This is a genomic window from Paenibacillus dokdonensis (assembly GCF_004916975.1).
GTDB classification, from domain to species: Bacteria; Bacillota; Bacilli; order Paenibacillales; family Paenibacillaceae; genus Paenibacillus_AQ; species Paenibacillus_AQ dokdonensis.
Genome location: NZ_STGQ01000001.1, coordinates 999465 through 1019502 on the forward strand (window position 1 = coordinate 999465; position 20038 = coordinate 1019502).

At 48.6% G+C, this 20038-nt stretch carries 19 protein-coding genes and 1 tRNA gene; 13 read left to right on the forward strand and 7 right to left on the reverse strand.

Features of this window, described 5'->3' with window-relative positions; all coding sequences use genetic code 11:
- Positions 1-86 precede the first annotated feature (86 nt).
- The 3 genes from E6W40_RS04600 to E6W40_RS04610 all read left to right on the forward strand — a co-directional run bounded on the left by E6W40_RS04600 (position 87) and on the right by E6W40_RS04610 (position 3316).
- Positions 87-1649, forward strand: a complete 1563-nt coding sequence (locus tag E6W40_RS04600) for an RsmB/NOP family class I SAM-dependent RNA methyltransferase (protein ID WP_136606829.1) — start codon at positions 87-89, stop codon at positions 1647-1649.
- Positions 1646-2398, forward strand: a complete 753-nt coding sequence (locus E6W40_RS04605; RefSeq protein ID WP_136604404.1) for a pseudouridine synthase — start codon at positions 1646-1648, stop codon at positions 2396-2398. Before E6W40_RS04600 ends, E6W40_RS04605 begins: the two co-directional genes overlap by 4 nt.
- A 117-nt stretch (positions 2399-2515) precedes the next feature.
- Entirely contained in the window at positions 2516-3316 is an 801-nt protein-coding gene (locus tag E6W40_RS04610) for a Cof-type HAD-IIB family hydrolase (RefSeq protein WP_136604405.1), read from the forward strand.
- Between the two features lie 82 nt (positions 3317-3398).
- Here E6W40_RS04610 and E6W40_RS04615 read toward each other — a convergent pair whose 3' ends face one another.
- Both E6W40_RS04615 and E6W40_RS04620 read right to left on the reverse strand, forming a co-directional pair.
- Positions 3399-4739: an RsmB/NOP family class I SAM-dependent RNA methyltransferase gene (locus tag E6W40_RS04615; protein WP_136604406.1), complete on the reverse strand. Its 1341-nt coding sequence runs from the start codon at positions 4737-4739 to the stop codon at positions 3399-3401.
- Between the two features lie 90 nt (positions 4740-4829).
- On the reverse strand, positions 4830-5987 hold the full coding sequence (locus E6W40_RS04620; RefSeq protein WP_136604407.1) for a GGDEF domain-containing protein: 1158 nt from the start codon (positions 5985-5987) through the stop codon (positions 4830-4832).
- Between the two features lie 166 nt (positions 5988-6153).
- Between E6W40_RS04620 and E6W40_RS04625 the strand changes: the two genes are divergently transcribed.
- From E6W40_RS04625 to E6W40_RS04635, 3 genes are read left to right on the forward strand one after another with little or no spacing between them, the layout of a single operon-like run.
- Complete coding sequence (locus E6W40_RS04625) at positions 6154-7278, forward strand: glycosyltransferase family 4 protein (protein WP_136604408.1); 1125 nt, start codon at positions 6154-6156, stop codon at positions 7276-7278.
- A 12-nt stretch (positions 7279-7290) separates the two neighbouring features.
- Positions 7291-8604, forward strand: a complete 1314-nt coding sequence (locus E6W40_RS04630; RefSeq protein ID WP_136604409.1) for a metallophosphoesterase family protein — start codon at positions 7291-7293, stop codon at positions 8602-8604.
- Positions 8498-11773 carry an AAA family ATPase gene (locus tag E6W40_RS04635; protein ID WP_136604410.1) on the forward strand — a complete coding sequence of 1092 codons (3276 nt, stop codon included), beginning with the start codon at positions 8498-8500 and terminating at the stop codon, positions 11771-11773. The genes E6W40_RS04630 and E6W40_RS04635 overlap by 107 nt, the downstream gene beginning before the upstream one ends.
- On the opposite strand, the gene E6W40_RS04640 is transcribed toward E6W40_RS04635, so the two are convergent.
- On the reverse strand, positions 11760-12788 hold the full coding sequence (locus tag E6W40_RS04640; RefSeq protein ID WP_136604411.1) for a YkvI family membrane protein: 1029 nt from the start codon (positions 12786-12788) through the stop codon (positions 11760-11762). The two genes, E6W40_RS04635 and E6W40_RS04640, sit on opposite strands and share 14 nt — an antisense overlap.
- 159 nt (positions 12789-12947) lie before the next feature.
- On the opposite strand from E6W40_RS04640, the gene E6W40_RS04645 reads away from it, so the two are divergent.
- The 4 genes from E6W40_RS04645 (at position 12948) to E6W40_RS04660 (ending at position 14949) form a co-directional block, all read left to right on the forward strand.
- Positions 12948-13538: a DedA family protein gene (locus E6W40_RS04645; RefSeq protein WP_136604412.1), complete on the forward strand. Its 591-nt coding sequence runs from the start codon at positions 12948-12950 to the stop codon at positions 13536-13538.
- Between the two features lie 102 nt (positions 13539-13640).
- Positions 13641-14213 carry a xanthine phosphoribosyltransferase gene (locus tag E6W40_RS04650; RefSeq protein WP_136604413.1) on the forward strand — a complete coding sequence of 191 codons (573 nt, stop codon included), beginning with the start codon at positions 13641-13643 and terminating at the stop codon, positions 14211-14213.
- A gap of 84 nt (positions 14214-14297) precedes the next feature.
- A complete protein-coding gene (locus E6W40_RS04655) occupies positions 14298-14627 on the forward strand; it encodes a hypothetical protein (protein WP_136604414.1) in 330 nt (109 codons plus the stop codon).
- Between the two features lie 106 nt (positions 14628-14733).
- Complete coding sequence (locus E6W40_RS04660; protein ID WP_136604415.1) at positions 14734-14949, forward strand: hypothetical protein; 216 nt, start codon at positions 14734-14736, stop codon at positions 14947-14949.
- Positions 14950-15071: 122 nt separating this feature from the next.
- Here E6W40_RS04660 and E6W40_RS04665 read toward each other — a convergent pair whose 3' ends face one another.
- Positions 15072-15506 carry a YhjD family protein gene (locus E6W40_RS04665; RefSeq protein WP_425464908.1) on the reverse strand — a complete coding sequence of 145 codons (435 nt, stop codon included), beginning with the start codon at positions 15504-15506 and terminating at the stop codon, positions 15072-15074.
- A gap of 197 nt (positions 15507-15703) precedes the next feature.
- On the opposite strand from E6W40_RS04665, the gene E6W40_RS04670 reads away from it, so the two are divergent.
- Both E6W40_RS04670 and E6W40_RS04675 read left to right on the forward strand, forming a co-directional pair.
- Positions 15704-15787, forward strand: a tRNA-Leu gene (locus E6W40_RS04670).
- 257 nt (positions 15788-16044) lie between these two features.
- A complete protein-coding gene (locus tag E6W40_RS04675) occupies positions 16045-16821 on the forward strand; it encodes a divergent polysaccharide deacetylase family protein (protein ID WP_136606830.1) in 777 nt (258 codons plus the stop codon).
- On the opposite strand, the gene E6W40_RS04680 is transcribed toward E6W40_RS04675, so the two are convergent.
- Positions 16796-17500 carry an N-acetylmuramoyl-L-alanine amidase gene (locus E6W40_RS04680; protein ID WP_136604416.1) on the reverse strand — a complete coding sequence of 235 codons (705 nt, stop codon included), beginning with the start codon at positions 17498-17500 and terminating at the stop codon, positions 16796-16798. The two genes, E6W40_RS04675 and E6W40_RS04680, sit on opposite strands and share 26 nt — an antisense overlap.
- Before the next feature lie 226 nt (positions 17501-17726).
- Between E6W40_RS04680 and E6W40_RS04685 the strand changes: the two genes are divergently transcribed.
- Positions 17727-17912 carry a YqzE family protein gene (locus E6W40_RS04685; RefSeq protein ID WP_136604417.1) on the forward strand — a complete coding sequence of 62 codons (186 nt, stop codon included), beginning with the start codon at positions 17727-17729 and terminating at the stop codon, positions 17910-17912.
- 59 nt (positions 17913-17971) lie between these two features.
- Here E6W40_RS04685 and E6W40_RS04690 read toward each other — a convergent pair whose 3' ends face one another.
- Together E6W40_RS04690 and E6W40_RS04695 are read right to left on the reverse strand one after the other, a co-directional pair.
- Complete coding sequence (locus E6W40_RS04690) at positions 17972-18961, reverse strand: hypothetical protein (protein ID WP_136604418.1); 990 nt, start codon at positions 18959-18961, stop codon at positions 17972-17974.
- 141 nt (positions 18962-19102) lie between these two features.
- On the reverse strand, positions 19103-20038 hold the full coding sequence (locus E6W40_RS04695) for a YqhG family protein (RefSeq protein ID WP_136604419.1): 936 nt from the start codon (positions 20036-20038) through the stop codon (positions 19103-19105).

Here is a 20038-nt window from a genome sequence, read left to right on the forward strand (position 1 = left end):
GGCTGTTTTTTGTTTATCAGATTTCGCTAAGTGTGTTAAAATGGACGAACTCACTTTATTCGAAACAGAACAGGATGATGAATAACATGGCACTGCAGCTGCCGGCAGCTTTTGAGGAGCGCATGAAGTCGCTTTTACAGGAGCATTACGATCACTTCATCGCTTCTTATGACCATAATCCATACAGTGGAATCAGGGTCAATACATTGAAAATTTCCGTGGAGGACATGCTTGCATTAAGTCCGTGGCCATTGAAGCCGATTCCATGGTGCCCCACGGGATTTTATACGGAAACAGGTGAAAGACCTGGAAGACATCCGTATTATCATGCCGGTCTTTATTATATACAAGAACCTAGTGCAATGGCTCCGGTCGAACTTCTGGATGTTCAGCCGGGTGAACGTGTATTGGACCTATGCGCAGCTCCTGGAGGGAAATCAACCCAGATTGCGGCCAAGCTTAAAGGTCAAGGTATGTTGATCAGCAATGATTTGAATTCAGAGCGGACGAAAGCACTTGCCAAAAATTTGGAGCTGTACGGTGTGCGAAACGGGATCGTGCTTCAGGAGCATCCGGACCGGATTGCCGGCAAATTCCCTTCCTTCTTCGATAAAATCCTTGTGGATGCTCCATGCTCCGGCGAAGGCATGTTCCGTAAAGATGAGGATATGGTCCGTCAATGGACCGTTGATTCACCTGCCAAGTATGCCGCTATGCAGCGTGACATTCTGAAATCGGCGGCGGCCATGCTGAAACCAGGAGGTCGGATGGTATATTCCACTTGCACCTTCTCTCCTGAAGAAAACGAAGCAATTATTGCTGAATTCCTCACGAGTCACGAGCATTTCCATGTTCTTGCACCAACGCAAAACGGACTTTTTGCCAAAGGAGAAACGGCTTGGGTTCGTGAAAATGCAGAGATAGACCAGGCAATCCCGGAGGGAATCTGGGAGCAGACAGAGTACACAGCACGCTTGTGGCCGCATCTTATTGAAGGTGAAGGACATTACCTTGCGGTGCTTCAGCATGATGGTATAGAGGATATAGAGGAGAATGAGCCCCGCGTTCTGACGATTACTTCAGCATCCAGAGATTCGCAAGAAGGGCGTCTGCGCAGCAAGGATAACACACGTTCTGAACGAGTAAGAAGCGGCGGTAAAAAAGGTAAAGCTCCTTCAAAATCTTCCGTGGTGGATCAGACGACGGGACAGCTTGAGGCGTACGAGCAGTTTATCAACAGCCATCTGTCTTTTAAGCCGGCAGGGTACACGATTGTGTATGGTCAGCATATATATCAATCGCCGCTTCCTTCTGATGCACTGGACGGGCTGAAGGTTGTGCGTCCAGGCTGGTATACAGGGGACGCGAAGAACGGGCGCTTTATTCCCAGCCATCCGTTAGCCACCGCTCTGAACTCTCATGAGTTTTGCCGTGTACTCCATTTATCAACGGAAACGGGTGAGGCAGTACACTACTTAAAAGGTGAGACACTGAACGTGGATTCTGAACGCATCACATGTTTCGAAGGCATAAACGTCAAGGGATATGTGCTTGTGTGCATCGATGGCTATTCTGCAGGCTTTGGTAAATGGCAGGACGGATTTTTGAAAAACGATTACCCGGCAGGGTGGAGGTGGACCTCGGTATGAGCGGAAAAGGAAGAACAACCTTGAGACTGGATAAGGTGCTGACCCATATGGGATACGGCAGCCGTAGCGAAATTAAGAAGTACGTCAAACAGGGATTGATTATGGTAAATGATATTCGTGTGAAAGACAGCGGGCTGCATGTTCATCCGGAAACGGATATGATCTTGATCGACGGGGAGCGGGTCATATACAAAGAGTTTGTTTATGTGATGCTGCACAAGCCCCCAGGGGTGGTATCGGCTACCGAAGATAATCGTGACCGGACGGTGCTGGATCTGCTGGCACCGGAGCTTTTGGCGTTTGAACTTTTTCCGGTTGGACGTCTGGACAAGGATACGGAAGGACTGCTGCTGCTGACCAATGACGGCAAGCTGTCGCATGAACTGTTATCTCCTAAGCGACATGTGCCCAAGACTTATTTGGCGCTGGTCTCCGGTGATGTTAACGGGGAGGACATAGAACAGTTTGCCAAGGGAGTTACGCTGGATGACGGCTATGTGACGCTTCCTGGCGAGCTCGTTATTCTGGAGCAGGAGCGGCAGGAGGATAATGTGCTGTCCCGGATAGAGCTGACAATCCATGAAGGTAAATTTCATCAGGTTAAGCGGATGTTTGAGTCGGTTGGCAAAAAGGTCATTTATTTGAAAAGGCTCCGCATGGGCAACCTGAATCTGGATGCATCTCTGAAACTAGGCGAATACCGTGAATTAACGGATGATGAGCTTGGCTTACTGCAGCGAAACGAATAACCTGGAAATAAAAATACGGCTTACACTTTGATAACAATTATGAGTTACAATAATCGGAAGTAACTTTATGATTAGTTCAAAATTATAGATAAAATGACTCAAAGGATGGATGGAGAAGTGAAATACAAACTGATTGCTCTGGATGTTGACGGAACCCTGCTGAATGACAACCATGAATTAAGCGAACAAACGAAGAAGACCATACAAGAAGTATCCCGCAGTGGAGCCGAAATTGTACTTTGCACCGGTAGAGGTCCGCAGAATTCGATCCCTTTTATGGAACAAATCGGATTGACAGGCTATGTTATCAGCCATAATGGAGCGGTCACCGTGGATGTGGTAACGAAGGAAGTGGTTCATCAGTATGCAATGGACACTCAAGCGATGTTACCTTACATGAATTATTTCCGCGAGCAACGCGTACATTTTGACGTAAACACGGCTTTCAACATGTATGTGGACAGCGTAGATGGTATGGCCGTTGAGGTGCGCAGCATGTATGAGAATTTTCTGATGCTGCCTGTAAACCTGCCGCCCCTTCAGGAATTCAGTGAACCCATTGTCAAAGTAACCGCATTTGATCATGCAGACGTGCTGGACAAAGTTCATGAGGAGATCGGGAAGTGGACTCCGGAATTCAATATTCTGCGCAGTGGCGAGTATTTCGTGGATCTAATGCACCCGGACGCTTCAAAAGGCAACGCCCTTAAGCAGCTGGCCCAGCGCCGCGGTGTGCAGTCGGAAGAGGTGCTTGCAATCGGAAATTATTTTAATGATATCACGATGCTCACTTTTGCCGGTTTGGGTATTGCCATGGACAATTCCCCACTGGAAGTTAAGGCGGCCGCAAACGAAGTGACAGCATCCAATAATGAGGATGGCGTCCACGCTGCACTGCTTAAATACTGCTTATCCTAAAAAAGATAAAGGGTACTCTGATCGGCATTCGACCAGGGTACCCTTTTTTGTGGAAAATAATGATTCAACCTTCTGTGCTTTATTAGAATTGGCGAAGACCTTTGGGTACATGATTTTTAAGCTGGCCTCCGCTTGCTTTGCCCCAGCCGAGAGGCAGGCCATCAACGGTTACCAGCGTCCATCCGCGAAGAGAGGAATCCACTGGCAGCGTTTCGCCGCGCAGATAAGCTTCTACCTGCGGGTTATCTAACTCGAGCCGGACATGCTGCTTGGCTTGTTCTGGTGTGAGTGCCATCGCCAGGGCATGAGCAGGCTCAATGCGGTTTTTCTTCAAATGCGCCAGATGGAGCCCTGCTCTAGGGATTTTAAGTCCGCTGCTTTGAAGAGGTTCCTGTGTAGGAAGCAGGTACAAGGATTCCCCGAACAGAATAGGAATGCCTGAAGGCAAAGTGTACCCGGGAAGATCCTCTGCAGACCATACCACAAAATCTTGGAGCGCAGCTTGTTCAGCTTTATTTTTGCTCTTGTCCTGCTGTTTGCTGGAGCGCTTCTTTTGTTCCTTTTGTTCCAGACTCTCTTTCTTGTGCAGCAGGGCTACGAAATGTCCTTCCCCAGACTCCTGATGAGGCCATAACCGTTTCATTTGGACAATCTCCATGTCCGGATAGATCCGGACAAATTGTTCCATCATATCTTCATTTTCGCTGCGATTGAAGGTGCATGTTGAATAAGCCATCATGCCTCCAGGCTTCAGCATCAGATAGGCATGGTTAAGAATATCGGCTTGACGGGTCGCACACATATCAACCATAGAAGGAGACCATTCTTCCAAAGACTTGGGATCTTTGCGGAACATGCCTTCACCTGAGCAAGGAGCATCCAGCATGATCCGGTCAAAGGATTCGGGAAACCTGCGCGAGAGCTCGTCGGGTGCAGCACAGGTGACTAGCGTATTGGATATGCCCATCCGCTCTATATTCTCGGCAAGGATTTTAGCGCGCTCGGGATGTATCTCATTGGAAACCAGAAGTCCTTGGCCGTTCATTTTGGAAGCGATGTGCGTGCTTTTACCTCCAGGGGCGGCAGCCAGATCTAGAATGGTCTCACCTGGCTTCGGATCAAGCAGCTCAACTGCTGACATAGCTGAAGGCTCTTGAATGTAGTAGAGTCCGGCCTGATGGTAAGGATGCTTGCCTGGTCTTGATCCTTCAGCATAATAATAACCATTAGGACACCAGGGAACAGGCTTCAGGTCGAACATGGAAATGACAGCTTCCTTGAGTTCGGGCGTGGATTTCAGCTCATTAAAGCGAAGTCCTTGGGTCCGTGGAAGATCATAGCTGTGCAAAAAGGCGGGGAGGTCCCCGCCAAGAATAGATTTCATTTGTTCAATGTACGCGGAAGGCAGCATTTCTTTGCCCATGATTCAAACTCCTTTATTGATCATTTATGACGGGATTTATGCAATCCTCATGTAGTAAGTTTTATACAACTTATGTAGGGTGTCTTACTGTTAGGTTCCTGTTTCTTCCGCTTCTTTTTTCGCTGACGGCGTATGGTAAGGGGATACCTTGTTTTTGCCTGTCGTTTTGGAGCGATACATGGCCTGATCGGCCTGTGATACCAGCTCTTCAGCGGTGACGTTTTTGCGCAGGGTGCTGTAACCGACACTTATGGTCACGATGGATTCCTCAGCTACCCGGGCACGGATGCGTTCTGCAATTTGAGCCGCCTTGACCCGCTTGTCCACAATGAGCGCGACAAGTTCTTCACCGCCAAATCTTCCACTGAGACCGACATCCGATACTTCTTCCTCAATAATGGCTGCAACCTGCTTCAATACCAGATCTGCGCGATGATGCCCCTGTGTATCGTTAAGCTTTTTGAAATTATCGATATCGCAAAATATCATCGACACCTTAACGCCCTGCTCCACATAGCGGTTAAGCTGCTTTGTGAAGAAGCGGCGGTTGTACAAATTCGTCAAGCCATCTGTGATGGAAGAACGGTAAATCGACTGCATCAGCTCGACAATCCGCTCGAACAAGATCAGAAACACGATCGTGTAGTAAAGAAGCGGCATCCATATCAGCGCCGTATCGACCCATGGTCCATGCCGGTTTGTATAATGTGCCAGCATTCCGAGCGCCATATCGACAAGGTAAATGCAGATTCCCGTCAAATACTTCACACGCTGTCCGATCCGCGGCAAGATAAAGGAAACGCCTGTGTATAGTATGCCAAGTGGATAGAGATCCAAGTAAAGCTCTTGACACCCTGTCCCTCCAAATGGAATGAAACTTGCAATCAGCGGTACCAAAAGCAGCATTGTCAGAATCGCAAATATCGTATAGGAAGCCTTATTCATGCGCCTATAAAGCTGATAAACCGAGAGGTTTAGAAGCAGAAGAGAAAAAGTCTGCAAATAAGCGGTCCATCCGAACCCGCCGGCTGGATCTTTTGCAGGTGAAAAGGCGAAATGGATGTTCAGACTTTCATATGTCATAATGAAAAGAAAGGCAGTAACCATCGACAAATACGCTTTTTTTCGCTGCTTGCTGAACATAATGAGGCACATCAGTGTCATGATGAGTATGATGTAAAGATTGCAAGCGGATGCTATACCTGCCTGAATGGCAGATGATGATCCAGACGCATAAGGCATAATCATATATCGGCTCCCGAAAATGGTTTTCCTTTACTGAAACATATGTTCCAATATATCATATTTTTAAAGATCCTGAAATCAGAGGGATTTGCAAAATCCAGCAAGTGCTGGGAACCGTATTTTGCAATATCCTGGACAAAAGAGAATACGGAAAGGGGCGGTTCTCCAAATGAGATTACTGCAAGCACTCTTTTTTCCACCTGAACAACCAGGTGGTGTTTCCTCGATGATTCCATATATGCAGGAGCGTTTTCAATCATCGAGGTGGGATATGGAGATGTTCTGGCTGCCCAAGCGCATCCGCAACAAAGGTCATGAAGAAATCCATTTTCAAACCTTCGACTGGACGGAATACGGGGATAGCCCTACAGTCCAGAAATATATTCAAACCTACAGAGATTACTTATGGTGGACAAAGCTTCGAATTCAAAAGCCTTATGACCTGATCCATGCACATCATCCCATTGCAGGGCTGGCCATGAAGCAGGTATTTCCGGATGTGCCGCTCATCCAGACCATTCACTCCAGCTATGAAAAAGAGCTGATTTTAAATGGGAGGATTGAATCTGGCGGACTGGAGCACCGTTTTCTAGTTTCCCTGTACCGGGAGCTTGAATTCCGCAGTGAACGCATGCTAACCGTGTCCCGGTCATTCGCTGATTATCTGGGGGCTTATGTGGACTCTCCGGAAAATATAGCTGTGACGCCGAACGGATTTAATGAAAAACGTTTTAAGCCTGTTCCCCATGAGAATGAGGTGCCGCAGCTGATCACCGTTTGTCGGCTGGTGCCTGCCAAGGGACTCGATATATTGCTTAAAGCCTGCGCGGAGCTCAAGAAGAACGGTCTGGATTATGTGCTTCACATCATTGGCGACGGCCCTTTCCGCACAGAGCTTGAAACGCTGGCCAAGCAGCTTGGCATTTATAATGAAACTATTTTTTATGGATATACCCTTCATCCTGAGGAGTTTATGCCTTTCTTTGATATATTCGTTCTGCCTTCCCGAGCGGAGGCATTTGGCTCCGTGTTTGCCGAGGCTGCGCTGAGCTGTCTGGCACTGATCGGAACGGATATCGGAGGGATTTCCGAGCAAATTGAGGATGGTGTCAACGGCCTCTTGGTGCCTCCTGAGGATTATATCGCACTCAGTGAAGCGCTGGAGAAGGTTATTACAGATCCGCTTTACCGCTATGATCTGGCACGTACGGCATGGGATAAGGCGAAGAGCCATTATTCCCTGACCTATGCTGTCAATGAACTTAAGAAATTATACTTACAATATTCTTCATGAAAGAGTGATTGAATGGTTTCCTTTAAGTTCATTCATACAGCGGATCTCCATCTAGACAGCCAGTTCAAGGGGATCAGCGGCTTGTCGGATGGTATCCGCTCTTTTTTACGCGAATCCACTTTTACTTCTCTTGACCGGCTGGTTGAGCTGGCTGTTTCGGAGGAGGTGGACTTTATGGTAATCAGCGGGGATGTATACGATGCACAGGATTCGTCGCTGCAGGCGCAGCTGCGTTTTTATGAAGCGCTGGAACGGCTGGGTAAGCACGGTATTGGCGTGTATGTGATTCATGGGAATCATGATCCGCTGGACAGTCCACGCATGAAAACCGGAAAAAGGGAGCATGTGCATGTTTTTGGTCCTGAGTTTGAGCGGGTGACCGCATACCGGAGGCAGGATCAAAGAGCGGCAGCTGTTATCGGCGGCATTTCATACCCGACAGCAAAAGTCATTGAAAACACATCATTGCGATTTAAGAGGGACAAGGATAATTCCTTGTTCCATATTGCGCTTCTTCATGCGAATATTGACGGCGACCCTGCCCATGAAACCTATTCTCCGTGCACCCATCAGGATTTGATTGCAAGCGGCTATGATTACTGGGCACTTGGACATATCCACAAAAGGCAGATATTGCATGAGCTTCCCCATATCGTCTATCCGGGCAATATTCAGGGTCGAAGCATCCGCGAGACCGGAGTGAAGGGATGTTATGTGGTACAGGTAGCTGAAGATGGGGACGTGAACATGAGGTTTCATGACCTGGATACGATTCGTTGGTTTCATGAAACGGTTCCTATCGATGGCATGGAAGGCGAAGAAGCATTTCAAACGCAGGTGGAGGAAAGAATGCAGGAAATCCGCCGTGAATGTCCCGGCAAAATGAGCATCGTCAGATTCGTTCTTACCGGGCGGGGCAGCCTGCATGAGAAGCTGGAAGAAGGAAGGATCGCAGTGGAACTGCTGCATGAGCTTCACCGCAGAGCGATCCGAGCGGCTTCGGAGCCAAGTGGATTGGCTGGTCTTGTCTGGGTGGAAAGCTTTGATGTCCGTTCAGGTCCATGGATTGATCGTGAGGCCTTGCTGAAAGAAGACAGCTTTCTCGGTGAGCTGCTGCGATATGGACAGCAGGCGAGAGGAGACATGACTACCCGAGCTGAAGTGCTCCGGAGTGCACTGAATCCCCTGATGGCAAATCGTGAGCTGCGGATGCTCCTCAATGAAACGGATGATGAAGAATGCGCTGGATGGCTGCATCGTGCCGAAGAAATGGCTGTGCTGTTATTGGCTGGAGAAGGGGGAGGCGAAAGTACGGATGAAGATTGAGCGCCTGCAAATTCATGGCTTCGGCCGGATTAAGGAGCAGGAAATACAGTTCAATGCCCCCATAACCGTTTTGGCTGGTCCGAATGAAGCCGGGAAAAGCACCATCCTTCAGTTTGTAAGGGCGATGCTCTATGGCATACCGAGCCGGGCTTATCCGTCTGAACGGTACGAACCACCCGGAGGCGGCCGCCACGGCGGTGTGCTGACTGCGAGGGCAGCTGACGGCTCCAAATGGACCATCACAAGATATACCGCTTCAGAGCAGCGAGCAGGAGCCGGACGCAGCGAGCAGTTGTCCATTGTAAAAACGGATATGCAAGGAACTGCCGTACATATGACTCAAAATGATTTGGAAAGAGAGCTTCTGGGCGGCCTGTCGAGGGATATGTTTAAGCAGCTGTTTGCGGTTACTTTGACGGAGCTGCAGGAAATCCGGACGCTGCAATCCGAGGAAATGGGCAGTTATCTTTTCCACGCGGGTTTTGGTGGTGGAGGAGAAATCATGCGCGCCGAACGAAAGCTCATTCAGGACATGGATAAGCTGTACAAGCCACGTGGACGTGTACAGGAAAGTGCCAAGGTACTGCATGCGATGGAGCAGCTGCAGCGTGAAATATCGGAGAGCCGATCTTATCTTTCAAAATTTATGGATGCTGAATCCAAGCTTCAAGAGATAAAGCACAGAATTTCCGAAACGGATCAGAACAGAACTGCCTTATCCAGTCAGTTAGTTGTGCTGCATAAGGCGCTGCAGATACGTCCGCAATGGCTTGAATGGAAAGAAGCATCCGCTGAACGTGGCGGACTTCCAGACAGGATATCGTTTCCCGGAGAAGGTATCCAGCGCTGGGAGAGGCTGCGGGATGAGCAGGACCGGATACTTCTTCGACTGCAGGAGCTTGAGCGTGCCTCGGATGAATGGAATAAGCAATTGGACCTGATACAGATAGATGAGCAGCTCATACGTCAGGGACCACATCTTGAGAGGCTGGCAAACCGGCATGAGTATGTGGAAATGAGGATGAAAGAGCTTCAGGAGTTTTCCGGTGAGAAGGCAGCCGTGGGACAGCAGCTTCAGCAGCTCCTCCAGCAGATCCATTCCGGATGGACAAGATCCGAGCTGAGGGCATTTTCCGGAGCGGTCTCAGAAAGAGAAGCGGTTCGGCGTTATGCTGCCGGCTTTGCAGGATATGACCGCCGCATGGAAGGGCTGGCGTTTGAGAGGGAGCAGAAGAGCAGGCAGCTGGAATCGGCTGAATATGAGCTTAGAAGGACAGAAGCAGCTTTTAAAGAGCGTAAGGACACAGGTATCAGACGTTTCGGTATGATCATCCCGCAAACCAAGTCTGAGCTGCTGTCTGTCTGGAATGAACTTCAATCGGAAGCGGAGCGGTGGCGTGAGACCAGGCTGGACAGACTTTCGCTTAAGGGTCTGGAAGAGCGTGATGCTGTGGTCAGCGGACGGATGAAGGATCTGTACCGGAAGCTCCTCTGGGGAAGTGCTGCTGTTACAGTGATACTTCCAGCCATCCTATGGTTGCTGCAGTCTACCTGGGGGGCCTTGTCCGCATTCTTGATCTTCATCTTCGTGGATGTGATGTTATGGCGCGGAAGCTCGGCTTCATCTGTTAATAGCCGTTCCCGGAGACAGAAGGAACGCTTTATACATGATCCTGCCGATGAGGAAGATCGTTTATCCAGTCTGATGTCTTCCTTGATCTCCGATCCGCTTACGGCATCAGCGGCTGCATCAGGTCAGCGCGGCTACTCTTTCTCCGAGCAAGACATGGAGTCTTCGCTGCGTGAGCTGCGGAAACTGGTTGAGGCATGGCTGTTGTGGCAGGACGAGCTGGAACGTTCTAAATCCGAGGTAGCGGGAGCAAGGCAGCGGGTCGAAACACTGCAGCATGAAGTGTCAGCTGTAACCCGGAAAATGGATGGGGAGCAGGGCATTTTTGAACAGCTTGATACGGAGTGGCAGTTCTGGCTGACAGAGCGCAGGCTCGAGGCAGGCACCTCGCCCGAGACGGTAATGGATATGTTTGGCTTCGCAGAACAGGGGATGGAACTGATCCGGCGCTTGGATGGGCTTGAACACAAACAGCAGATACTGGATCAGGAAATCGAAGCGTTTGAGAAGGAATGCCGTATGATATTGGCTGTGGATCAGGAAATGCGTGGTATCCGTATCCTGTCACAGCTGGAAAATAGAAAAGCAGCTTGGGCAGAGCAGCAGCAGCTTCTTCGCGAAAAGGAAGCAATCCATTCGAAGCTGGAGCCGGTTAAAGAAGAGATTTTCAAGCTGAGCAGGGAAATGAATCAGATTGCCAAGGCTGTACAGTCTCTGCTTGATGAAGGACAGGCTGCTGACAGCGAAGCGTTTTTGCGTTTGGGGGCCGTTTCAGAACGCGTACAGGAACTGAACCGCAGCATCCGGCATCTGGAAGTAAGCATGTTCAGCGGATGGTCTGCTGAGCGCGTGCAAGCATTACTGGACATTCTGAATCATCAAGACGCTGCTGCGCTGGATAAAGCATGCCGGGAAACTGAGGAAGAATCGGAGAAGGCGAAGAAGCAGTGGAATGATCTGCAGCTGCAGCAAGGCAGGCTTCTGCAGGAAAGAGATCAACTGGTGCGATTGTGTTCGCATGACACGGCGCTGCAGCAGTTGGAGGAGCAAAAGGCGTCGCTGAAAGAAATTGCTGCAGAGTATGCGGTACTTTCGATATGCGCTGAGATGATTACAAGAACCCGCAGTATATACGAAAAGGAAAAACAGCCTCAGGTACTGAAGCTGGCTTCAACCTATTTTCAGGAGCTTACCGGGGGAAGCTACAACCGGATTATCATGAAAATGGGTGAGAAGAAGCTGCTGGCAGAGCATCGTGATGAAGGGTTGATCGACAGCTCGCTGCTAAGCCGCGGAACGGCAGAACAGCTTTATCTCGCCATGCGGTTCGCTTTGGCCGGGAGCATGAAAAGCAAAGCTGTGGTGCCCATGCTGTTTGATGATCTATTTGTCAATTTTGATGAGGATCGCATGTGTGCCGCATTGAACCTGACAGGCAGGCTGGCGGCAGACCGGCAAATCATTATGCTCACCTGCCATCGATACCTCGTGGATCATATTCAGAGTAGAATTCCACAGGCTGAGATCATTCGGATTTAAGCATCAGTTTTACAGCCCAGATGATACTCAGACAACCGAACACCGGATAGAGAATGGACAAAAGTGAGCTGAATCCGAATTGACTGAGCATAAAGCAAATGAACATGACAATCACTGAAATGATCCTCGGTGATAACTTGATATGCTGCTGCAGCTGAAGTGTGACTCCATATATATCGGCCACAAATGTACTGAATATTTCCATGAAAATAAGTACCACATAAATGGTTTGGACGACTGCACCGAGATGGGATGCTATGCTTCCCATAGGAATTTCATACTGACGGATGCCCGGCATATGCGCAGAGATCGCGATGTGAGCAGACAGCAGCATTAGCCCGACGCCGATGCCTCCCACAATGCCGCCCCATTTTACTGCCGTTTTGCTTTCCGTCTTACTTCCCAGGGGCACTAGCACTGCTTGAGCCATCACCAGGTTAAAGGCGGTATAGACAATGGGAGAAAACCAGACTGCAATCATATTATGATCTGTAGACAGGCTGAGGAAGCGATCTGCCGTGGGGAGCTTGATCGTATTCATAACCACAACAACAGAAAGGGTTAACATCATAGGCACAACGATACTGTTGATTTGCATGATGGCATGAATACCGCGCTTCAGCAGCAGATAGGTTCCAATGATCGTTAATAGAAGTCCTGTCTGATAATGCATGTTGAGATGCTCCATAAATACCGAGCCCGCACCGGCGAGCATAACACTGTTCACTCCGATCAGCACAACCAACATGATGAGACTAATGACAGCGCCTGCTTTTTGTCCGAAGAGATGTTTATTCAAATCTTCATAGGATCGGGCTGAAATTCGCTGCGACATGAGCATCATTTTCGTTCCTAGCCAGATAAACAGGGCCGTAGCGACCATAATGGTCAGGGCACCCCATTTGCCGTATTGGGTGAAAAATTGGATGATTTCCTGTCCGGTGGCAAACCCGGCTCCGACGATGGTACCGATGTATGTAAAAGCGATTTGAAAGATACGTATTCCGTTTTTCATATGTTCCTCCCTGCTTTAAAGCGGCGCTATTGTGTACTTCGCTTAGTACAGGTTATGATGGTGACAGGAAGGACATGACTCTACATGTCCAAAAAACGGTTAGACCTCGGATGGAAAAGACAAACTGCACAACCGCAAGAGAAAAGAGAGGTATAACGCTTGACAGAAATTATGGTTTACCTGACACAATACGGTTACATCGCACTGTTTGTGCTGCTGGCTTTAGGGATATTGGGAATTCCTGTTCCGGATGAGACGTTGATTGCAACCTTCGGCGGAATGATTGCGCAGGGACATTTCCATTTTGCAGGAGCGCTTACGGTCACATTTTTAGGCAGTATGACAGGTATGATGATCAGCTACACACTGGGCCGGAAACTAGGGAAACCGCTCCTGGACCGTTACGGCAAATGGATTCGAATGACACCGTCCCGCCTTCAGTCCACGGAAGCTTGGTTTAAGCGCTACGGTTCCTGGAGTATTGTACTTGGTTATTTTGTTCCAGGACTTCGTCACTTGTCCTCCTACATGGCAGGGATTTCTAAAGTGCCGTTTGGTCGTTACCTGCTTTATGCAGCATCAGGTGCATTGCTGTTCTGCACAACTTTCTTGTTGATTGGTCATGCTGTCGGGTACCACTGGAATGAGATTGCTGTCATGATGGAGCGATCAACCTTGCGGATTGGTATCTTTATCATTGCATTGATCGTACTTGCAAGTGTTGGCATTGTCTGGTGGAAAAAACGTTGATTAAAAACATTCGTGATTGTGTTATTAATTCTTGATATGTGAACAAGGGTTATGTTATTTTTACGAAAAAAAGTAGAAGTGCTGTCTTGGGGGTTGATGGATATGGATAAATTAAAGCAAAGAATTATTGAAGAGAGCTCCGTCATGTCGGAGCAGGTGCTGAATCTGGACGGGCTGCTGAATCATCAGGTCGATCCTGAGCTGACCATGGAGATGGGCCGTGAATTTGCCGCCCGTTTTGCAGGGATGGGCGTTACCCGGGTGATTACGGTAGAATCCTCCGGCATTGCGGTCGCCTTTGCCACGGCGCTGGTACTGGGTGTGCCCTTGGTGTTCGCCCGCCGCAAAAAAACGCTGCTGGCTGATCCAGATGCCTTATGTGAGCGTGTTCCGTCCTTTACCAAAGGAATAGTCACCGATATTATGCTTTCGCGTAAATATATCCAAGAACAGGATAAAGTATTGTTTATCGACGATATTATCGCCAACGGAGATGCAGCGAGAGGACTCGTGAAGATCATCGGCCGTTCAGGTGCGGAACTGGTTGGACTTGGCATCGTTGTGGAAAAATGCTTCCAGGCTGGTGCACGTGCCATCCGTGATCAAGGCATCCGGCTTGAATCGCTGGTACGGATCGAGTCGCTGGATAACGGCGCGATAACCTTTGCCGACTAATCGTCCAAATATAAACAATTCCTTTCAAGTAGCGTTATTTTCGCTTATAATATACTTGAGATCACGAAGAGGGGAGGCAGTACAATGGGGAAAGAACCGGTAACCGAGCAGTATTTTGTCGATAAACTGGCTGCAGCTAAGGATCATTTTGAACGCGCTTTGGATTGTAAACATACGGAGTTTGATGATCTTTATCCCTATATTATGGAGCATCCTCAATTTTTCTGGTACAAACGCTATGTCGCCTGGTCAGAGCTGCTGACCATCGTGCGTATGTGTGATGAGCTTGACTTTTCCTGGAAGGAATTGTTTAACCCTCATCAAGTGGAGTATGTAGAAAAACGGGTGATGTCTTCGACCGTTCTCGATTTTTGGTTTGAGAAAAATGACAGCAGAGAACATGCACAACGTTAATTTGCCGTTTAGATAATAATTCAGGCAGGAACCTGCTGCAAAAGATATGACCTAAATGAGCCCATTTAGGTCTTTTTTTGTGAGTAAAGGAAAGGAGATTGGGATGATGATTACCGATGAGCAGTTAAACCAGTACCGACTTTCCGGAGAGATGGTTAGGGTGGTTCGCGATAACATGGAAGACAATGATGTTAAAGGTATTGTGGTCGCCTGGAACGAAGAGCAGGTGATGATCCGCCGCCGTAACCGGAAAGTGGTTAAGCTTGACCGCAGCTACATCTATGAGCCAGTGGACGAGCCCCGCTCGAATCCTGAAGCTTAATGAAGCACGCTCCAAAGCCCGCCTTTTCAATACAATTCAATCAATGTAAAGCTCGAACAGCCGCTTTGTCCAATCAGGCCTCGCTTGATGGTTAGGCGGCTTTTTTTGAGCGCTGACAATCTTTACGTAGGAGAAATGGTGAATGTGGAAAGAGGTTCAGGCGCATAACCAATTGGCATAGAAGAAGGCTGCAGGCCTAAATAAGCCTTCATTCTGGCGAACATCTCACTGCGGAAAGCGGGCCATAAAATATTCATTTCTCCTGTATATCCTCTGCATACATATTCGGCCTCGATTCCACGCTCATTCTGTGCGACTTGATATACTCGGATTCTGCGGTTTTTAAATTCACGCTTGACCTCGGTCAGAAGCATCAAGGTTTGACGGTCACCCCCAGCGAGTACTTCCATGTACAGCTCCGGAGTTTTAAACACACCGCTTTCCTTCATAATTCGTAGGTCCCGCTCAAATACTTTATGAATGAACTGCAGGAGCAGGAAGCTTTTGATTAGCGACAATTCTTCACATGTTATGCCTGGAGCAGTCAATGAAATCACCGCCTTATACGAACTTGTGTTCTTATTTTACCCGTTATAATGCATTTTAATCAATACTTTTTTGATTGGTATTTTTCTCCCAAATTATCCACTAATAATTTTTTTGAGGAAAAGTGTTGACTATATTTTATTGGCGTGATAAGATATATCTTGTCGCCGCGAAAGAGTTTGTAACGACAAAGCGACATAATACATATGCGGTCGTGGCGGAATTGGCAGACGCGCACGGTTCAGGTCCGTGTGGGCTAACCCCCGTGGAGGTTCGAGTCCTCTCGACCGCATCCTATAAAAAGACGTTTTGGACATCAAGTCCAAAACGTCTTTTTTCATGTGAATACATATTTACTTCTGCTTTCTCAAACAATGAGGTAAACGATAAAGGTTGCAACAAGAAGGAGGAAGAAGGCGCTTGAAATCACGGAATATATACGAATGGCGCGTCTGTATAAAGGCGGCAGGACTGGCACTGTTCCTCACAACCGCATCGGTATCTCCGGCATTTGCCGAACTTTCCGAATCAGATAAGTACAGTTTGAACATGGGAATACCCTCAGGGGAAGAACAGAACTCGCCAAGCCAACAAAACCCTGTGAAGAAGGAAAAGAGGATCGCTGTTATTATTGATGACTTTGGAAATGGACAAGGCGGGACGGAAGAGATGCTCTCTATGCCTATTAAGCTCACTGTAGCGATTATGCCTTTTCTGCCAACAACTCGCAGTGATGCAGAGCTTGCCCACAAGAAAGGCTATGATGTTATTGTTCATATGCCGATGGAACCCAAGCAGGGCAATCCCAAATGGCTGGGTCCAGGAGCAATCACAGCCAATATGAGCGATGATGAGGTACGCAGAAAGGTTGAGGATGCCATCGATAACGTTCCATATGCCATTGGCATGAATAACCACATGGGATCGAAAATTACAGGCGACGAACGGATCATGTCCATCGTGCTTAAAGTATGCAGGGAGAGAGGTCTCTTTTTTGTTGACAGTAAAACGAACTACCACTCGATTGTAGGCAAACTTGCTGTAAATATGGGAATGCCGCCGGTTGCCAATCATATTTTCCTTGATGATTTCCATACCGCCAGTCATATCAGCAAGCAGATGAAGGCAGTGGAGGACTTTGCCAAAGAGCATGATAACTGCGTGACCATCGGGCATGTTGGAACCCAAGGCAAAAAAACGGCCGAGGTACTGAGAAGCAGTGCCGCCAGCATGCAGGGCCGTGTGACCTTTGTGGGCATCAGTGACCTGGTGCGGGATATCTGGGGCTGGCAGCCTTCTCCTATATTACCGTCAAATAATAACTGATTCCATTTGCAATGGCCTTGGCAATCTTCAGTTGTTCTCTCCGGTCTGTCAACATATTGCGATCCTCGGCATTGCTCAGAAAACCGGTTTCGACAATGACTGCTGGATCGGCTACCTGGTTAAGCAAGTAAAAGGGTCTTCCGTGTTTGATGGACCCTTTATTCCCGTAAAGCTGATCCAGCTGCTGCTGAATGGCTGAAGCAAGCAGGACGCTGCGACCTTCATCCTGAAAGAGGACAAGTCCGCCGCGCTTCGATGTATTTCGTCCCCAGTTTACATGCAGACTCACGACAACCAGCGTAGGGATCTGCTGGCTGAGCTCCTTCCTCTGGGCCAAATCACGTTGATGTCTGGATCGGCTGTTTAACCAGTGATTATCATCGCTGAGGGCATAATCGCCTGTCCGGTTTAATACAGCATGATAACCCTGACTGCGCAGCAGCATGAATACCTTTTGCGCGATCGCGAGATTGATATCTTTTTCCAGAATGTTCTGAAACGAGGTTCCTCCATCAATACCGCCATGACCTGCATCAACAATGATGACATCCCGAGGGAATGCAGGATGTTCTTTAACCTCCTCGGACGGGCCGGATTTCGCCATGGCCTGTATAGGAAAGGTTAGGACAAGAGATGCCGCAATAAGGGCGGAGATGGTCAGCTGCAGAAGCTTATTCATACGTAAAGGCCATCCTTTCATGAATTAAAGTTCGTGTTCAAAGATGTGGATTTCCAAAAAACTCTAGTACAGCATTATAATGTGCAGAAATCGGAAATAAATGCATTTACCGGAACTAAAAATGAAGCATCCCCAGGGGAATAGAGAATACGTCCAAAGTTCGGTTCGTTTAAAAAGCTGCGGATTTGCACAAGCTATAAGCATCAAAACTTCGGGGGGATGCACAATGGCCAGCGGAGATGAACTTGTAAAATACATTACCGAACGAGTCGTGACATTCATCGAGACACCTAAGGAAGAGCGGCTTCGCCATACCAAGCCGAGAGAGCCTTGGGGTGAAAAATGGTTTGGTATGATACCGTTAGGATTGACATTGATGAAGCGGCAACCTGGAAAGAAAAAGAAAATATAGGACAAATCAAAAAGACGCCATGACCGGATTCAACCGGCCTTGGCGCCTTTTTTCTTTTGTCACATATGAGATAAGTTCATACTGCGAAACTCGCCATGCGAAAGTAGTGCGGAAGCCGGTAAATAACGGGTGCCGGCCGCTCCTGATGCAGCATAGAGCACAATTTCTTTATTTTCTGCTATCGACCAAGAATGGAGACCGGTAATGGCAAAAGGCGCTCCATAATTTGCATTATGGCCAGGGGAGGTAAACACAAGACTGCTTTGCTCTGATTTGACAGCCTGCATCAAGTCAGTCGTTCCCTTCAATGAGAGCTTAGGCGATTTGAGCCATAATAGGTTGTCGTATGGATCGCTGTCCCGCTGCTGTTCAGGCAGGATTGTGCTTGTGAGGTGAATTCCAGGATGGGGAGTTAAGCCGCCGCTTCCCATATCCGAAGCAGAGGCTGTTTCGACAGGCAGCTCCTCAGCGGTTATTCCATGAATATAGACCGCTTTTTTGCCCGGCACTGAGATTCTCCATACCGGCAGCAGTGTAGAATACTGCGCATCGATATTTGTGCCAGCCGGAAGACTGGAACCTGCGGTCAGGATGCCAAGCTGCTTCAAACGATTATAAAGGGCCTGAGAGTTATACGGCATGGATTCATCCCGGCCGTACTCGCTCAGTATATAGTTCCCATCATCAGTCGAAGTCAAAATCAGATAACCGATGGGTTTGCCGTTTTGGCTTACCGTAGCCAGCCAGCTGTGTGTGCCCGGGCCCAGAGGGTCATAAGAGATACTCGCATTTTTCCACTTGCCAAATGAATCTTGTCCAGACAGTTCATTGACCACATCCTTCGTAAAGCTTTGCAGTGAGGAAGGGACGGCAGCCTTCTTTTGACCGAAGACCATATTTTTCAGAGCAGATGCTGTATTTATAGAGACACTTTGCTTGGTTGATGTGACTTTGCCCGCTGCTTCCGCTGTACCCATGCCATTCGATAGAAGGCACTCTGCAAGGAGGAGGACTACGGCGGTTTTCGTGGTGAAGGAGAGAATATTCATTCATTTCACCTTTCTTGTGTTTCAAAGTTAATGTTAATTGTAGGGGACAAGCCCTGAAAAGGCTGTTGCAAGCTGTCGTGCAGCCGTATGATTATGGGGTTCTATTTTTGCCTTCTTTTAGCGAGGAAGGTCTAATAGCATCTAGCGGGCAGACCGCAGGTGAAACAGACCGCAGGTTATGGCGGACAAATGTACCTTGGGCTCGTATTGCCATGTCGTTTCACTGCGCCTATTGCCGTATTGCTCACGGATCCCTACCAGTTTTTCCTCATCCGGCTCTTTAAGCAGGTCCTCATAATAGATGTCGATCACAGCAAGCTCCTCACTCAGGCGTTCTCTGGCTTGCTCAGCCCAACCATAATCCATTTCTGCAAGCAACCGGGTCATGTAGGATTCCAGCGAGCCAGCAGCCTGAGATAGTGATATCGACGCCGGCTGTATATGGATGTTCTCGGGAAGACGGGGGCTCATGGTCAGGCCTTTTAACCGTTCAGGAAAATGGGAGACGATTCTGCCCGAGACTAGCGATATTCCGACAAAATGAAGCTCTTCCTTTTTCACATCACAGGCCATTTCCGCCTTGAAGCATACCCCGAGCCATGGCTCATAGGCGGCAGAGAATAGCGTTTCACGCTGCAGAGCAGCGGGCTGCTCGAAGAGATAAAGAGCGGAGCCGTCCTGCCGGGCGGCGTTCCAGATTTGCTGAAGCCTGCTGCTGCCGTAAGTCACATCCTCGCGCTGGATTCGTCCCGGACCGATTCGCGGCACCATGGGCGCCGTACCGAAGTAACGTGATAGAATACCGTCCTGCTGAGGCTGCGATTGCGGATCGGTGTGTGTCTGTTCGTTTTTGTCGTATTGCTCGGGGTCAAAGACGAAGGTGAAAGAAAGAGTCTCCGGTTCTACGCCGGTTCTTTCGACAAATCCCCAGTAATAAGGCCGGTTGGTCAGCTGCTTGTCTGCCTGCGGCGACAGCTTGACTGTCACATGGAACGGCGACTTTTCAATAATCTGGCATTCTGTACTTTCAAGATAAGTCATCATGTGCTCTTGAACGTGCTGCGGTGACATACTCAT

What these genes read in the sequence shown, in the direction of transcription:
- E6W40_RS04690 (WP_136604418.1), bottom strand. Translation starts at nt 18,961, where the DNA reads ATGAATATTCTCTCCTTCACCACGAAAACCGCCGTAGTCCTCCTCCTT.
- E6W40_RS04605 (WP_136604404.1), top strand. Translation starts at nt 1,646, where the DNA reads ATGAGCGGAAAAGGAAGAACAACCTTGAGACTGGATAAGGTGCTGACC.
- E6W40_RS04630 (WP_136604409.1), top strand. Translation starts at nt 7,291, where the DNA reads ATGGTTTCCTTTAAGTTCATTCATACAGCGGATCTCCATCTAGACAGC.
- E6W40_RS04620 (WP_136604407.1), bottom strand. Translation starts at nt 5,987, where the DNA reads ATGATTATGCCTTATGCGTCTGGATCATCATCTGCCATTCAGGCAGGT.
- E6W40_RS04640 (WP_136604411.1), bottom strand. Translation starts at nt 12,788, where the DNA reads ATGAAAAACGGAATACGTATCTTTCAAATCGCTTTTACATACATCGGT.
- E6W40_RS04650 (WP_136604413.1), top strand. Translation starts at nt 13,641, where the DNA reads ATGGATAAATTAAAGCAAAGAATTATTGAAGAGAGCTCCGTCATGTCG.
- E6W40_RS04655 (WP_136604414.1), top strand. Translation starts at nt 14,298, where the DNA reads ATGGGGAAAGAACCGGTAACCGAGCAGTATTTTGTCGATAAACTGGCT.
- E6W40_RS04680 (WP_136604416.1), bottom strand. Translation starts at nt 17,500, where the DNA reads ATGAATAAGCTTCTGCAGCTGACCATCTCCGCCCTTATTGCGGCATCT.
- E6W40_RS04685 (WP_136604417.1), top strand. Translation starts at nt 17,727, where the DNA reads ATGGCCAGCGGAGATGAACTTGTAAAATACATTACCGAACGAGTCGTG.
- E6W40_RS04675 (WP_136606830.1), top strand. Translation starts at nt 16,045, where the DNA reads ATGGGAATACCCTCAGGGGAAGAACAGAACTCGCCAAGCCAACAAAAC.
- E6W40_RS04615 (WP_136604406.1), bottom strand. Translation starts at nt 4,739, where the DNA reads ATGGGCAAAGAAATGCTGCCTTCCGCGTACATTGAACAAATGAAATCT.
- E6W40_RS04600 (WP_136606829.1), top strand. Translation starts at nt 87, where the DNA reads ATGGCACTGCAGCTGCCGGCAGCTTTTGAGGAGCGCATGAAGTCGCTT.
- E6W40_RS04660 (WP_136604415.1), top strand. Translation starts at nt 14,734, where the DNA reads ATGATTACCGATGAGCAGTTAAACCAGTACCGACTTTCCGGAGAGATG.
- E6W40_RS04625 (WP_136604408.1), top strand. Translation starts at nt 6,154, where the DNA reads ATGAGATTACTGCAAGCACTCTTTTTTCCACCTGAACAACCAGGTGGT.
- E6W40_RS04695 (WP_136604419.1), bottom strand. Translation starts at nt 20,038, where the DNA reads ATGAGTATGTCACCGCAGCACGTTCAAGAGCACATGATGACTTATCTT.
- E6W40_RS04635 (WP_136604410.1), top strand. Translation starts at nt 8,498, where the DNA reads ATGAAACGGATGATGAAGAATGCGCTGGATGGCTGCATCGTGCCGAAG.